The organism is Pseudarthrobacter sp. SL88, assembly GCF_026672455.1.
In the GTDB taxonomy this organism is placed as follows: domain Bacteria; phylum Actinomycetota; class Actinomycetes; order Actinomycetales; family Micrococcaceae; genus Arthrobacter.
Genome location: NZ_JAPPRD010000001.1, coordinates 3,485,159 through 3,499,154, shown reverse-complemented (window position 1 = coordinate 3,499,154; position 13,996 = coordinate 3,485,159). Strand labels below are relative to the sequence as shown.

The 13,996-nt window shown below is 66.9% G+C and carries 18 protein-coding genes; 10 read left to right on the top strand and 8 right to left on the bottom strand.

Annotated elements, in window-relative coordinates; translation table 11 throughout:
* The first annotated feature begins 65 nt into the window (after positions 1–65).
* Together OVA06_RS15840 and OVA06_RS15835 are read left to right on the top strand one after the other, a co-directional pair.
* Entirely contained in the window at positions 66–320 is a 255-nt protein-coding gene (locus OVA06_RS15840) for a hypothetical protein (protein WP_268159598.1), read from the top strand.
* 108 nt (positions 321–428) lie between these two features.
* A complete protein-coding gene (locus OVA06_RS15835; RefSeq protein ID WP_268159596.1) occupies positions 429–677 on the top strand; it encodes a hypothetical protein in 249 nt (82 codons plus the stop codon).
* 22 nt (positions 678–699) lie between these two features.
* Here the strand turns inward: OVA06_RS15835 and OVA06_RS15830 are convergent, their stop codons facing one another.
* Both OVA06_RS15830 and OVA06_RS15825 read right to left on the bottom strand, forming a co-directional pair.
* The gene (locus OVA06_RS15830; RefSeq protein ID WP_056080007.1) at positions 700–924 is read right to left on the bottom strand and encodes a hypothetical protein; all 225 of its coding nucleotides are present in this window, start codon (positions 922–924) and stop codon (positions 700–702) included.
* Positions 925–1,124: 200 nt separating this feature from the next.
* Positions 1,125–1,745, bottom strand: coding sequence for a TetR/AcrR family transcriptional regulator (locus OVA06_RS15825; RefSeq protein WP_268159593.1), 621 nt, complete (start codon positions 1,743–1,745; stop codon positions 1,125–1,127).
* Between the two features lie 120 nt (positions 1,746–1,865).
* Here OVA06_RS15825 and OVA06_RS15820 point away from each other — a divergent pair, with 120 nt between their 5' ends.
* The 6 genes from OVA06_RS15820 to OVA06_RS15795 all read left to right on the top strand — a co-directional run bounded on the left by OVA06_RS15820 (position 1,866) and on the right by OVA06_RS15795 (position 6,789).
* On the top strand, positions 1,866–2,189 hold the full coding sequence (locus OVA06_RS15820; protein ID WP_056080013.1) for a thiamine-binding protein: 324 nt from the start codon (positions 1,866–1,868) through the stop codon (positions 2,187–2,189).
* An 85-nt stretch (positions 2,190–2,274) separates the two neighbouring features.
* Positions 2,275–2,952, top strand: coding sequence for an O-methyltransferase (locus OVA06_RS15815; RefSeq protein WP_268159590.1), 678 nt, complete (start codon positions 2,275–2,277; stop codon positions 2,950–2,952).
* A 98-nt stretch (positions 2,953–3,050) separates the two neighbouring features.
* On the top strand, positions 3,051–3,530 hold the full coding sequence (locus OVA06_RS15810) for a Dps family protein (protein WP_268159588.1): 480 nt from the start codon (positions 3,051–3,053) through the stop codon (positions 3,528–3,530).
* 81 nt (positions 3,531–3,611) lie between these two features.
* On the top strand, positions 3,612–4,652 hold the full coding sequence (locus tag OVA06_RS15805; protein ID WP_268159586.1) for an acyl-CoA dehydrogenase family protein: 1,041 nt from the start codon (positions 3,612–3,614) through the stop codon (positions 4,650–4,652).
* Positions 4,646–6,040 (top strand): bifunctional PIG-L family deacetylase/class I SAM-dependent methyltransferase, encoded by a 1,395-nt coding sequence (locus tag OVA06_RS15800; protein WP_268159584.1) that lies wholly within the window; start codon positions 4,646–4,648, stop codon positions 6,038–6,040. The genes OVA06_RS15805 and OVA06_RS15800 overlap by 7 nt, the downstream gene beginning before the upstream one ends.
* Entirely contained in the window at positions 6,037–6,789 is a 753-nt protein-coding gene (locus OVA06_RS15795) for a glycosyltransferase (RefSeq protein ID WP_268159582.1), read from the top strand. The genes OVA06_RS15800 and OVA06_RS15795 overlap by 4 nt, the downstream gene beginning before the upstream one ends.
* 65 nt (positions 6,790–6,854) lie before the next feature.
* On the opposite strand, the gene OVA06_RS15790 is transcribed toward OVA06_RS15795, so the two are convergent.
* From OVA06_RS15790 to OVA06_RS15770, 5 genes are all read right to left on the bottom strand, one after another.
* Entirely contained in the window at positions 6,855–7,112 is a 258-nt protein-coding gene (locus OVA06_RS15790; RefSeq protein WP_268159580.1) for a hypothetical protein, read from the bottom strand.
* Between the two features lie 323 nt (positions 7,113–7,435).
* The gene (locus tag OVA06_RS15785; RefSeq protein WP_268159578.1) at positions 7,436–8,644 is read right to left on the bottom strand and encodes a YihY/virulence factor BrkB family protein; all 1,209 of its coding nucleotides are present in this window, start codon (positions 8,642–8,644) and stop codon (positions 7,436–7,438) included.
* Positions 8,645–8,758: 114 nt separating this feature from the next.
* Positions 8,759–9,421 carry a DUF3618 domain-containing protein gene (locus tag OVA06_RS15780; RefSeq protein ID WP_268159576.1) on the bottom strand — a complete coding sequence of 221 codons (663 nt, stop codon included), beginning with the start codon at positions 9,419–9,421 and terminating at the stop codon, positions 8,759–8,761.
* On the bottom strand, positions 9,418–9,846 hold the full coding sequence (locus OVA06_RS15775) for a phage holin family protein (RefSeq protein ID WP_268159574.1): 429 nt from the start codon (positions 9,844–9,846) through the stop codon (positions 9,418–9,420). The genes OVA06_RS15780 and OVA06_RS15775 overlap by 4 nt, the downstream gene beginning before the upstream one ends.
* On the bottom strand, positions 9,846–10,856 hold the full coding sequence (locus OVA06_RS15770) for a hypothetical protein (RefSeq protein WP_268159572.1): 1,011 nt from the start codon (positions 10,854–10,856) through the stop codon (positions 9,846–9,848). The genes OVA06_RS15775 and OVA06_RS15770 overlap by 1 nt, the downstream gene beginning before the upstream one ends.
* A 187-nt stretch (positions 10,857–11,043) precedes the next feature.
* On the opposite strand from OVA06_RS15770, the gene OVA06_RS15765 reads away from it, so the two are divergent.
* Complete coding sequence (locus OVA06_RS15765) at positions 11,044–11,823, top strand: hypothetical protein (RefSeq protein ID WP_268159570.1); 780 nt, start codon at positions 11,044–11,046, stop codon at positions 11,821–11,823.
* Here the strand turns inward: OVA06_RS15765 and OVA06_RS15760 are convergent.
* The gene (locus OVA06_RS15760; RefSeq protein WP_268159568.1) at positions 11,820–12,887 is read right to left on the bottom strand and encodes an NAD-dependent epimerase/dehydratase family protein; all 1,068 of its coding nucleotides are present in this window, start codon (positions 12,885–12,887) and stop codon (positions 11,820–11,822) included. The genes OVA06_RS15765 and OVA06_RS15760 overlap by 4 nt on opposite strands.
* A gap of 260 nt (positions 12,888–13,147) precedes the next feature.
* Between OVA06_RS15760 and OVA06_RS15755 the strand changes: the two genes are divergently transcribed.
* Positions 13,148–13,966, top strand: coding sequence for a sigma-70 family RNA polymerase sigma factor (locus OVA06_RS15755; RefSeq protein ID WP_442793558.1), 819 nt, complete (start codon positions 13,148–13,150; stop codon positions 13,964–13,966).
* The last annotated feature ends 30 nt before the right edge of the window (positions 13,967–13,996 follow it).

Below are 13,996 nucleotides of genomic sequence, written 5' to 3'. Positions count from 1 at the left end.
GGGGCTGGCGGTATCATAATCTCGGCTATGCAGTTGGCCGCTGGATTACGTGTGAAACGGCCATCATGGAAAATCAGCAGCACGCCGGCGAAAGAGCCGGCAGGTCCCGCCGCAGGAACCCCCAGCGCCGGGCCGGTCTCCCCGCCAAACACTTCATCACCCGCTTCGCCGGGCTGTCCGATGTCCCTGCGGCAGACCTGGAGTTACTGGCAGGCAGCCTAAGGAACGCACTGGACCTGCAACCCGGCTCGCCCGTCCCGGCGCTGCATGCCGCCGTTCACCGGGAGATCCGGCGCCGCGCGGATGCCGCAGCGGGATAGCCGCCTCCCGGGCCGGCAGCATAACGCCTGTGGTGAACTGTAAGCAGGCCGCCCGCCACACGGCGGCGGCGAAACCTACGCCTGGCTCCGCCAGAAGGAGGACCCGCGATGAACGACAAGTCACCCCGCGGCTCGGAATCAACTAGGGAAATGCGGGACACTGCCCGCCGCCGCAGGGACTCCGAAGAGAAACTGCAGCAGCATCTCCTCGAGGCCAGGGGCCACGTTCCCAATGAGTACAACGAACCCCTTGCTGCCGATGCAGATGGCACTGCCCCTGACACCGGCGCGGCTGATGCAGGCACCGCAGATGCAGGGGATCCAGGTTCAGTCCAACGGGGTGCAGAAGGGGCCTAGCGGCCGGACGGGCGGGGGCCGGTTACGCCACGCCGTGCGCCGCCCCGTCCGGCGTCACCGAACGGCGGCAGCTTTCTTCGACTGCGAGGTCGTACCACGCGTGCGCCCCGTATTCCGGGTCCTCGGTGTCCAGCTCTTGGAACAGGATGTCAAGCAAAGTAGCCAGTTCGTCCGCTGGCAGTCCGGCCAGGACCTCATCCGGCTCGCGGGGGTCGTCCAAATACTGGATCAGCTGTGGATTCTTCATCGGGCTGCGGACTTTGTTCGCTGGATGCACAAGAACTGTGTCATGGGTCGCTCCGGTACAGAAGGTCGTGGGCTGGCTGCGTAACCCTCTTGAATTCTAAGACAGGTGACGGGGCCGGACAACGGTCCCGTTGGCGGGCATACAGGCAGGGCGGGCCAGTCTTAGCTTTGACGGGGCCGTCGGCCTTCGGGTGGCGCCGGCTACGGTGCCGCGGGTGCAGGCACCGGCGCGTGCGCGGGAAGCGCACGCGCGGGACGTGTTGACCTGATGGCGTCCTCCACCAGGGCCAGTGGACGCCGCCAGGCGTCCGATCCGGGTTCCATGGTGTCCACCACGGAGATCAGCATGGCCAGGAGGCGGAACATGTCCGTCATGGAAATGTCCTGCCGCAGGCTGCCTTGGCCTTGCCCGCGGACCAGCAGGACGCTGAGGGAATCCATGAGGGAACCTGTGATGCCGGTCAGGAGCCCGCGGCGCCCGGCCACCGCGCCGAGCAGGTTGGCGTCGGCGCTGGCGGCGGCCATCAGGGACTCCAGCACCCGGAACAGCCCGTTGGCGGCATCGATGTCCGCCAAGGCGCCGTCAACCACGGGGTCCACCGAGATCCGCAGTTGGCGGTTCAGTGCGGCGAGGACCAGTTCCTCCTTGTCGGCGAAATTCCGGAACAAGGTGGCCGGTCCAACGCCGGCGGTGGTGGCGATGGTCTGCAGCGGAACCTCGGGGCCGAACTCCCGGAAGCACTGCCGCGCCGCGGCGATGATCCTGTCCACATTTCGCGCGGCGTCGGCGCGGAGGGGCTTGCGGGCGACTGCGAGGCTCATGCCATGAGGTTAGCAACGGAGGGTCAGCCCATCACCGTTACTGAAGGGTAGGAGCTCATTGTGACGCCGGCCCTGTTTGGGCGGATTTTGCCCGGTGGCGTGCAGTGGCAGACTTGCCCCATGCTCCTTGCCTTTTCAGTTGCCCCGTCAGGTACTCCAGCCGAAGGTTCACGCCCCGGAGATGCCTCCGTGCATGACGCCGTTGCAGCCGCAGTAAAGATCGTCCGCGACTCTGGCCTGCCCAACACAACCGATTCGATGTTCACCACCATCGAAGGCGAGTGGGATGAGGTGTTCGACGTCGTCAAACGGGCCACCGAGGCCGTAGGCCGGTACGGCAGCCGCGTTTCCCTGGTGATCAAGGCCGACATCCGGCCTGGCTACACGGGTGAACTCACAGCCAAGGTGGACCGGTTGGAAGAGGCGCTCGCGGAGGGCTCCTGAAGTCACCCTCCCCTGTGGGGGCGGCCGATTTCCCGGCCGCCGGAAGCCTCTGGACCGGCTGATCGCCGCGTGCCAAACTGTGCCCATGTTCGAGCACAAGCCGCGGCCGGAATGGATCGCCACCGAAGAGTTCCTCTCGCGGGTGGTGGTCCACCCGGACCCCGCGCTGGACCAGGCCATCCGGTCCGCGGCCGAAGCGGGCATGCCGGCCATTGAGGTGGCACCCAACGCCGGCAAGCTGCTGATGCTCCTGGTGCAGCTCTCCGGTGCCCGGCGGATCCTGGAAATCGGTACGCTTGCCGGCTACAGCACCATCTGGATGGGCCGCGGACTGCCCGCCAACGGCACGCTGGTCACCTGCGAGTTCCTCCCCAAGCACGCCGAAGTGGCGTGGGCCAACATCGACTTCGCCGGACTGGGCCAGAAGGTGGAAATCCGGCTGGGCCCGGCGCTTGAGACGCTGGCCGCGCTGGAGGAAGAAGGCCGCGAGCCGTTTGACTTCATCTTCATCGACGCGGACAAGGAGAACAACACCCGCTACCTTGACTGGGCGGTCCGGCTGGGCAGGCGCGGAGCCACCGTGGTGCTGGACAACACCATCTGGGAAGGGGCGGTCCTGGATCCGGACATGGATCCCGTGAACGCCCCCGGCATCGTCGATGCCCTCACCATGCTGGGGGAGCATCCCCGCCTGGATGCCACAGTTATCCAGACCGTGGGATCCAAGGGATGGGACGGCTTCGCCCTCGCCCGCATCACCTGACAACGCCCTCCGGCGCCCGCCGCACCTCCATTGATAAGTATGCTTAGAATAAGCGTCCGGCTGGCGGGCAGCCGGACAGGCCGCAATGGAGGAAAACGATGAAGGCATCACCCACCCTTGCCAGCAACCTGCAGATGGTCCTCACGGACCTGATTGAGCTGCACCTGCAGGGAAAGCAGGCCCACTGGAACCTCGTGGGCACCAACTTCCGGGACCTGCATTTGCAACTGGATGAAATCGTCACGGCGGCACGGCTGTTCGCCGATGAGGTCGCCGAGCGCATGAGGGCCCTTCACGCACTGCCGGACGGCCGCAGCAGCACGGTCACAGCGGACAACCGCCTGGCTGAATTCCCGGAGGGGCTGACGTCCACGAAGGACACCGTCAAGCTCATCACCGCCCGGCTGGAGCGGACCGTCAAGACCACGCGCGACGTCCACGACGACGTCGACGAGGAGGACCCCACCAGCGCAGACCTGCTGCACAAGATCATCGAACGGCTGGAGCAGCTGGCCTGGATGGTCAACGCCGAAACCATGGCGCCCACCGCCGCGGTGACCGAGCCGGCCAGCAAGTAGGTGGCAACGGGGGACAGCCCGGACAGCGGTCGGGGCATACTGCAAGGAAACCCGGAAACCGGCGGCAGCCCCGTCCGGCCCGTGCTTCTCAGCTCCACGGCGGAACAGCTCGCACGGTTTGGCCCCGGGCTTGCGGCTGTGGGCTGCGCAGCGGGGGATGTGCCGGCGCTGCTTCAGCTCGCCGTCGCGGCCGGACGCTCCTGGCCGATGCCGGGCGAGGGCCGGACCGCGCAGCTGTGGGAGTTGCTCGCATCTGTGGCCGCCGTGGACGTCGCTGCCGCCCGGGTCTTCGAACCGCACCTCGACGCTGCGGCAATCCTGAAGCAGGCTCCGGCAGTGGCCGACGCAGGCGAAGGCTCCTGGGGTGTCTTCGCGGCTGAAGGCCCGGGGCTTCGGCTCCAGGCCACGGCCAACGGCACCGGGTACGTCCTCAACGGGTCAAAGCCCTGGTGCTCCCTGGCCGGCCAGCTTGACCACGCGGTCATCACCGCGCACACGGACGACGGCGGCCGGGCGGCGTTCGCCGTCGACCTCCACCACGCCGGGGTTAGGGCCGAGGAACCGGAATGGATTGCCCGGGGACTTCGCGAGATCCCCAGCGGCACGGTGCACTTCGACCACGTACCTGCTGCGGCTGTAGGCGGCAGCGGCTGGTACCACAGCCGTCCCGGCTTTGCGTGGGGCGGTATGGGGGTTGCCGCCTGCTGGCTCGGGGGAGCGGTGGGTGTTGCCCGCGACTTCCGGGACGGCCTGCGGAAAGGCGCCGAAACGGGCCGCGAGCCGGACCAGCTGGCGCTCGCTGCGCTGGGCGAAACGGACCGGATCCTCGTTTCCGCACTGCAGTACCTGGCCAGGACCGCCGAACGGGTGGACGCCGCTGGAACCGCGGCCGGGAGCAGCAGCGACTGGAGCGAGGCCCAGCGTGTCCGCGGAACTGTTGCCTCCGCCGTCGACCGCGTCCTCCAACTGGTGACGGCCAACCGCGGGCCCGGGCCACTGGCGTTTGACGCCGCGTACGCCAAGCGGGTGGCAGATCTGGCCCTCTATGTCCGGCAGCACCACGGGCACCGTGACGACGCCCAGTTGGGCTCGCTGACCCTCAAAGGTGACTGCCCATGGTGACCTTCTCCCACGCGGATCTGGGCACGGCCGAACACGCATGGATGGCAGCCGGATTGTCCGCCGCCCCTGAGCTGCCCCTGGACGCCGGCGAGTTGGCCGCCCTGGGCTTCGTGGTCCTCGCCGCCCACCCCGACGACGAAACCCTGGGCGCAGGAGGGCTGGCAGCGAGCCTAAGCGAGCTGGGGGCATCCGTGGAAGTGCTGCTCTGCACGGCCGGCGAGGGCTCCCACCCGGAATCCGTAACGCACACGCCCGAACGGCTCGCCGCGGCCCGGCTGGAGGAGTTCGCGGCAGCCCTCACGGCGCTGGGGCTGGAGGGCCGGTGGCGTTTCCTTGGCCTGCCGGACCGCGGACTGGGCCTGCACGCGGATGTCATCGCTGATTCGGTCCGGCAGGCCGCGGCCAGGCTCGCCGGCGCCGATGGGAAACGCCGGGACGTGGTGGTCGTGGCGCCGTACCGGGCGGACGGCCACGCCGACCACGATGCCTTGGGTGCAGTTGGGGCGGACGTTGCCGCGGAGGGCGGCCACGGCCTCCTCGAATATCCCATCTGGTACTGGCACTGGGCCGGCCCGGACCATTCGGACTGGCGGGACTGGATGAGGTTCCACCTGGACCCGCCCGCCCGGCAAGCCAAGGACCGTGCGATGGCCGCGCATGCCACGCAGGTCCTGCCGCTGTCGCCTGCCCCCGGTGACGAAGCGCTGCTCAGCGAGGGCTTCCTGCGGCACTTCGCCAGGGGCTACGAGATGTTTGCCTGGACACCGCCGCGGAAACCGGCGCAACCACCGCATCGCAGCGGTGAGGCCACGGAAATTTTCGACCGCGTGCACCAGCGCACCGAGGACCCCTGGAATTACGGTTCCAGCTGGTACGAACAGCGCAAGCGTGCCCTGACGCTGGCCGCCTTGCCGGAGGCCTCCTACGGGGCAGGACTGGAAATCGGCTGCTCTATCGGCACCCTGACGGCGGATTTGGCACCCCGGTGCCGGAGCCTGCTCGGGGTGGACGCGAGCGGGGTGGCCGTGGAACACGCGAGACGCCGGCTGGCGGGGGCGCACCACGTCACGGTGGAGCAGGCCGTGCTTCCGGCTGCCTGGCCGGAGGGCTCCTTCGACCTCATCGTGGTGTCCGAGGTGGGCTACTACCTGGCCCGCGATGAGCTGGCCGGCATGTGGGATCGGGTGGAGGCGGCCATGCAGCCCGGCGGGACGCTGGTGCTCTGCCATTGGAGGCACCCGGTGGCGGGCTGGGAGCTTGATGGCGAATCCGTCCACGCCCTCGCCAGGGAGCGGCTGAGCTGGCGCCAGGCAGGAATCTACCGCGAACGGGATTTCCTCCTGGAGGTCCTCGTGGCTCCCGTTCCGGCAAGGACGGCCCCGGAGTGACAGCTCCAACCGGCCATCGCGTCAGCCATCTTGGCGTGGTTGTCCCCGCCCACAACGAAGAGCGGCACCTGGGTGCCGCACTTGATGCCGTCCGCACCGCCGTCGCCGACCTGCAGGTGCAGCGCCCCGGACTGGGCGTCCGCGTGCTGGTGGTCCTGGACGCCTGCACCGACCTCTCCGAGTCTGTGGCTGCCCGCTTCACTGCGGCAGATCCCCAGTTCAACGTCCTGGCAGCTGATTTCCGCAGCGTTGGGCGGAGCAGGCGGGAAGGGAACCGGGCGGTCCTGGCCGAAGCCGGTGCCCTGGGTGTTCCCGCACCGGAAACCTGGATTGCCAACACCGATGCCGACTCCCGCGTTCCTGCGCATTGGCTCACGCGGCAACTGGAACTCGCTGATGCCGGCGCGGATGCTGTGCTGGGCTCAGTGGAGCCGGACTCCGACGGGATGGACACGGGGCTGCTGCAGCGGTGGCACGCGCGGCACCGCCTGCAGGACAACCACCACCACGTCTACGGTGCCAACCTCGGTGTCCGCGCATCCGCCTACCTGGCAGCCGGCGGATTTCCCGCCGCGGAATCCGGTGAGGACCGGAGCCTCGTCAGGAAGCTGCGCAGCGGAGGCGCCGTGATCACCGCTACCGACAGCAACCGCGTCATCACCTCGGGCAGGTTGGAGGCGCGCGCTCCGCGGGGGTTCGCAGGTTACCTCCTTGCCCTTGCCCTGGACCCCCGCGGGGCAGAGGGCTGAGCGGAGGGCTGAGGAGACGCGAAAGGGCTGCCACGGAAAACCGTGGCAGCCCTTTCGGTTAGCGGTCAGACCAGGTCTGGTGCGCTGGCAATAATGTAGTCAGCTGCCGCGGGGCCGGTCATGGAGAGGTTGTTGCTGTCCGGATCGATGCCCTTCACTTTCAGGGCTTCCCACAGCTCTTCAGGCGACTGGAGCTGGACCTTATGGATCAGGCACCAGCTGGTGTACAGCCCGTAGAGTTCGTCGCGGCCGAGGCCGAGGCCGGGTTCTTTGGCCGGAACAACTGCATCGGCAAGAAATTCTTCAAAATGGTTGGCAGGCATATCCGCTCACAAGGTTTGACCGTGATTTCCGCCGTGTCTGCTTCAGCGGCCCTGCCACCAGTTGGCCGACAGGGTAAACATGAAGGTATTTCAGCGCGGAGCGTTTTGTCCAGTTATGCGAGGCTTTCCCGCTGCGGAATATGGCCAGGTCACGTGGGGCATCCACCGGGGCGGAATCCGTCCAGGGGGCCGACGGCGACTGGGGGGACTGGCCTCGGTCTCAGAAGAGGCCATCTCACCGCCGGCCCCGCCTAACCCCAGGGTTCATGCACCCGGGAACTCTTCAGGACCTGATTAATCTTCCACCCATTTGGGGGTCCTGCCTAGTGCCTTTGGCCTCCGCGGTCTTCGTCGTCCGGCGTGCCGTGCGTGGCGCGGTCGCGGACCTTGTCCCGGACCCGTTCCCGGTGCGGTTCAGTGGGTGCGTTGTCCCCGGCGCCGGTGGCCTGTGCGTCGCCGTTGTCCCCGTTCTCCGCGGCATATTTCTCCCGCAGTTCGCGGCCGTGCTTGATGTCTTCTTCTTCCTGGGCCTGCAGTTTTTCGCTCTTCTTGGTGTCGCGCGGCGGCAGCTGGATGGTTTCCTCTGCCTTGATGCCGGCCTGGAGCTGGCGGCCGCGTTCTGTCTCGGCGTCGAACTCGGCTCCGAAGAGCAGCGACATGTTCAGGATCCAGAGCCACAGCAGCATGACGATCACGCCGCCCAGGGCGCCATAGGTCTTGTTGTAGTTGCCAAAGTTGCCCACATAGAAGCCAAATCCCAGGGAGGCCAGCAGGAAAACGACCAAGGCGATGCCCGACCCCATACTCATCCACTTGAACTTCGGCTGCTTGACGTTGGGTGTGGCGTAGTAGAGGACGGCGATGATGACAATGATGAGGGCCACCATCACGGGCCACTTGGCAATGTTCCAGACGGCGAGGAAAACCCCGCTGAGCCCGATGAAGCCGCCGACGGCTTCCGCCACGGGGCCGCTCAGGACCAGCATGCCGGCGAGGATGGCGATGATGACGATCGCCAGCAGGGTCACGGCCAGCATGGTGCCGCGCAGCTTGACGAACGGACGTCCCTCGTCCACTTCATATACGCGGTTCAGGGCACGGCCGAAAGCACCCACATACCCTGAAGCCGACCACAGCGCGGTGGCCAGGCCGATGACCAGGGTGAATCCGGCGGCCGGGGCGTTGGCCAGGTCCTTCACCACTCCGCCGATGGTGTCCATAGTCTCACCCGGGACGAACCCGCTGACGATCTGCAGGAGCGCGTCGGTGGTCTTCTGTGGATCGCCGAACAGCCCGATCAGGGACACCAGGGCCAGGATGGCCGGGAACAATGACAGGACCGCGTAGTAGGTCAGGGAAGCGGCGAGGTCAGGGCACTGGTCCTTGCTGAACTCGCGCAGTGTCTTCTTGGCGATGTATTTCCAGTTCGGCTTGTCCAGCTCCTTGGGGCTGTCAGGTTTCCTGGAGTCGTTTGGATCCGGTGCCTGTCCCGCTTTCGCGGTGCTGGTTTCGGATGCGTCATGTGTTGCCATGGGGTGTCCTCTCGGTCAGGGGGCCAACCAGACAGGCCGGCTCCGCGGGTGGGCGGGGCCGGCCTGTCGTGTGATGCGGTTGCCTACGGAATGACGTGCTGTTGCCGCGCCTGCCTAGGTGTTTTGGATGGTGTCTTTGGCGTTGGTGGCGCGGTCTTTGACGTCGGTGGCGGCGTCTTGGCTGTCGGTTTTGACGTGGTCGATGCCGTCGGTGGCGGTGGTTTTGACGTTGTCCATGGCGTGTTGGGCTGGTTCTTTGAGGTCTTGGACCATGCCTTTGGCGGCGTCGGTGAGTTCGGTGGTGAGGGGTTCGGCGGCGGTTTTGAGCTGGTCTGCTGCCTGGCGTTCTTTGTCGCTGGCGGGGATCAGGGAGGAGATCAGCATGCCTGCGCCGAAGGCGATGAGGCCCGCGGCGAGGGGGTTGCCCTGGGTTTTGGCTTTGACCCGGTCCGGTGCGGCGGCGACGGTGTGGCCGGCGTCGGTGAGGGTGGAGGCGACGTTGTCTTTGGCGTCGTGGAGGGTGTCGCCGGTGTTGTGCAGGGCGTTGGAGGTGCGTCCTGCCCCGGTGTGGGTGGCGTCCTGGACCCGGCTGGTGGTGTGGTCTGCTGCTCCCATGATTTTCTCCTTGACGCCTGATACCGCATCTTTAACCTTGTCGGTTTGGCGGTGGACGATGTTGGACGGTGTGACCTTGTCCGCGACGGCGTCGACGTTGGTGCCGAGGCGTGCGCGGGTGGCTTCGATGTCTGCTCGGATTGCGTCGGGGTTCTCGCTCATCGGTTTACCTCACCTGGTTTGAGGGTCGGGGGGATTTCGGCGAGGGTTTCGCCGGTTTGGGGCAGGCCTTTGATTTCTTTGAGGTTCTTCCGGCCGATGCTGGCCAGGACCGCGGCTGCGATGGCCCAGATGACGGCGACGATGACGGCGGCCCAGCCCAGTGGCATGAGGGCGCCGAGGCCGAACATCAGGGCCAGGGACAGGAAGAGCAGGACGAAGTGGCCTGCGACGCCGGCGCCGGCGAGCATGCCGCCGCCTTTACCGGCCCGGGTGGCGGATTGTTTGAGTTCGGCTTTGGCGAGGTCGACTTCCTGGCGCATCAGGGTGGACAGGTCCCGGGTGACATCCCCGAGCAAGTCACCCAGCGACGCTGTCTCCGCTTTCTGGTGCGCCACGCCGGGCGACTCAGGAATCTGGCTACTCATCAGAACCTGCCGGACTCGCCGTCCGCGGACCGGTCGCGGGTGCGGGGATCGTTTGTCATGGGGTCATCCGCGAGCTCGCGGTCATAGACGGGGTCTTCGGCGATCTGGTTTCCGGACCAGGGCTCCTCGACCAACTGAGGGCTGTCCAGCCCACTGGCCGGCCGCGCAGGTTCTGGATATCCGCTGCCGGGAGCGCCGCCGTCGTACCCTGCCGTGGTGGTCGCCGGACCGGGCAGCTGCACCGGCGGAGGCGGGACAGTACCGCCGGCCGGTGGGTAGGACTCGCTGTACTGGTCGCCGTATCCGGTTCCCGAGAACTGGAGTCCGCCGGAGTGCCTGCCCGGGGTGCCGGACGTGCCGGTGCCGGAGGATGCCTCCGGGGCGCCGGACGTGAGGCTGCGCGTCAACCGGCCAGCCAAAACGCCTGCACCTGCCGCAAGCAGCAGGAACGTTCCGGGCTTGTTGCGGGCGAACCGCTGCACTTCGCCGAGCAGGTCGCCCGGTTCACGGTTCTCCAGCCAGGACGCGACGGAGTCGCCGCGTTCGGCTGCCTGGCGGATCAGGTCACTCGCCACACCCTGCTGTTCCGGCGCGGTGGCCATGCTGTGCAGCTGGTCGGAGATGTTGCGGATCCCCTGCGCGGCCTTCTGCTGCTGCGCGCCCGCCTCGCTGGTCAGGCCGGTCTTCGCCTGGTTCATCAGGTCCTTGGCGTTGGTCTTTGCCTCGGCGGCGACGTTGGCGGCTTCTTCCTTCGCCGTATGCGCCACATCCTTGGCCTTAGAGGTTGCCTGTCCAGCCACATCGGAGGCCTCTGCCTTTGCCGCGTCGGTCTTCGAACCGCCTGACGGAGTGCCCGCCTGGTAGCCACCTGACGGGTAGTCATCCGTCCCGGGTACAGACGTCTGTGGAGTTGTGGCGGCGGGGAAGGTTGTTGCAGCCCTCTCGCCGGGAATTCCTGTATTGGCCGTGGGAGCCGCGTTGGGGTCCTCGGGCCATTGGTTCTCTGTCATCTTCCATCTCTCTTTCCAAGAAGGCCGGTTGTTGATCAAGAACCAGCAATACTGGCCGTAAAATGATAAGCATGATTACTAATGAAAGGTAAGTACCCTTCGTAAGCGAGTTATAACCGAACCCGAAAAGTCAGCCGGACGGCGAGGGCCTGCCCGGTCGCAACTGAAGTGGAAAGTGGTGGGTAGCGTGGAAACAGCTCCATGGATTTGGATAATCATTGCCGTCGTTGTGGTGTTGCTGATTGTTGTCCTGCTGATGAGCGGGCGGCGCCGGAAGGCCGTGCAGCAAAAGCGCGAGCAGGAGCACCGCGAAAAAGCAGCAGAAATCCGCAGGGAAGCGGAAAACAAAGAACTTGACGCGCGTGAGCGTGAGGCCAAGGCTGCCCGGGCCCGGGCTGATGCCGAGCAGGCACAGGTCAACGCCGCGCGCCTTCGCCAGGAAGCCGACGAGAAGGCCCGCGAGGCAGGTTCGCTCCGCAGCGAAGTCGCCGATCACACGCGCAAGGCTGACGAAATAGATCCTGACGTCACGCACGACGCCGGCCGGCGGGCACGCAGGGCCGATGACGGTGAGCAGCGTCCGCGCCAGTCTGACGCGGCCGGCGGATCAGCCGGCCACACACACGACGAACGCGTGCAGGGCGACCACGCACACACCACCCCTTCGCAGGAGGACCGGGCCTACGGCGGCCAGGCCGCCGGGTCACACCGTGACAGTGCACGCGATGACCGGGCATTCGGTGACCCGGTGTACGGCAACCACGCGGGAAACAGCCGCGAGGCTGACGGGCGCGGGCCGGTGGCCGGGCAGGACGGCGCCGGTGCCGGTGCCGACGGCCGGACCCTGGGCGATGAGCGGCGCCCCGGTGAGCGGGATCCGCGCCTGGACGAACGTGACCGGCAGCCGGGCGACGCCGGCGTTGACGAAATCCAGCATGGGGAGCGTAATCCGCGCGACGGAATCTAGGCCGCGGGGAACCGTCGCGGGTGCGTGCGGCCTCGCGGTTTCAGTACGGGGGAGGGAGCTACTCCCTTCCCCGTTCCCATGCCTTCCAGTACTTCCCGGACTGCGTCCACAGCCGAGGTCTTTGGCTCCCAGCCCAAAATCCGCTGCGCCCGCCGGGTGTCCATAACGGGAGCTCCGGCGGCCATCTCCACCCACCCCGAATCGGTGGGTTGAAGCCGCAGCCGCCACGCCAGCCCCGCGGCCCGGTGAAGCAGCCACATGGGCACGGGGAGGATCCTCTTGGCGCCAAGGATCCGGCCCAGCTCCTGGGGATCCAGGATTGGTTCGGCCGCGATGTTGAAGGCACCGCTGGCCCGCTGGTCAACCACGCGCCAGTAGGCCTCGGCCACGTCATCGGCGTGCACTGCCTGGAACACCAGATTGTCCGGCGCGGGCAGCAGCGGGATCCGCAGTTTGCCGGGCAGCAGCCGCGGAATGAACGGGCCCAGGAAGTACCGGCCGATCTCGCTGCCGGCGTCGCCTTGAAAGATCAGGCCCGGGCGGAGCCTGGCCACGGCAATGCCGGGCTCGGACTCAGCGAACCGGTCCAGGAGCGCTTCCTGCTCAGCCTTGTGCCGGCTGTAGTGAGAGCCCTGCATCCCCTGGGCGGGCCAGGATTCGTCCCTGCGCCCGTCCTTGGACGACTTGCTGTAAGCGCCCACTGAGGACGCGCAGACCACTTGCTTCACACCCGCGGTCCTGGCTGCGTCCAGCACACGCCTGGTCCCATCGACGTTTGTCCGGTACAGCTGCTCCAGATCCCGGTTGGGCTGGATCTGCCACGCCAGATGGACGACGGCGTCAGCTCCTTCCAGCGCTGCTTCCAGCTTTGGGCGGTCCTGCTCCAGCCCCACATCGAGCGTGTGCCATTCCACCCCTGCGTACGGGGCCTGGCTGGCATCCGGCAGGCGGCGGCTGATTCCGGCGAGCTGGAGGCTTCCCGGTTTCCTGGCGAGCTGGCCCTGCAGATTCCGCAGGAGGGCCGTGCCGGCGTTTCCACTGGCCCCGGTGATGACGATCCGCATGAGAGTGCTCCTGACGCAGGGTGGACAGAAATGCGTACCAGACGAGCCTATCGCCGAAAAAGATTGTTTTATAAGCAAGCTTATGATTTGCTGCTTCTAAGTCTTGCCGCAGGCTTTCGGAACCATCCCCGAGGGAACCAACGTCAATGCCAGAATCCTTCTCTCCAGCGGTTGTGGACTCTCCATTCATCCACGACCCCCAGTCCACGCCGACTCAGAAAAACCCTTCCTGCCACGATCCGCACGCCAGATCAGGGCAGTTGCGGGAAACCTTCGAAAACGACCTGGTCCTGGGCTACCTGGACCTCGCCGAAGCACTGGCCGCGCGCTTCGAAGCCCGCGGCCGCGAACGGGCGGACCTGAACCAGGTGGCCTACCTGGGACTGGTTAAGGCCGCCCGTGGTTTCGACAGGTCCAAGGGCGAAAGCTTTCCCGCCTACGCCGCCCCCACCATCACCGGGGAGCTGAAGAGGTACCTCCGTGACAGGACCTGGGTGGTCCGCCCGCCACGGAACATCCAGGACCTGCGCACCCGGATGTTCAGGGCCGAACCGGAGCTGACCCAGGCGCTGGGCAGGACTCCCACCGTGGAAGAGCTTGCCGGGGAACTGGAGACAGACCCCGCAGCGGTGCAGGAAGCCATGTCGGCATCCAGCAGCATGCACCCGGACTCCCTGGATGCGGTCAATCCGCATTCGGACGCGCCGTCCATCGGTGAGATGCTCGCCTGCCCGGACGCACCCTTTGAACGGCTGGAGGAACTGGCCTGCCTGCGCGACGCCATGCATGACCTTGACCCCGCAGACAGGGAGCTCCTCTACCGCCGCTACTACTGCGAGGAAACCCAGGTGCAACTGGGCAAGCGCCTGGGCATGTCGCAAATGCAGGTTTCACGCCGGCTGGCCCGGGTGCTGGTGGAACTCCAGCGCCGCCTCGAAAGCAGCTCCCGGCTCGACCAGCCGTCCGGCGAATGCTCCGGCACTGCAACCTCCGGGGGGCGGGCGCAGGCCCAACGAACCGGACACTCCCAACGGGAGCCTGCCCGGCGCCGCGGGTTAGGCCGGCCGCCGGCGAAGTGACTGGACCGCACTGACTGGACCGCACTGACT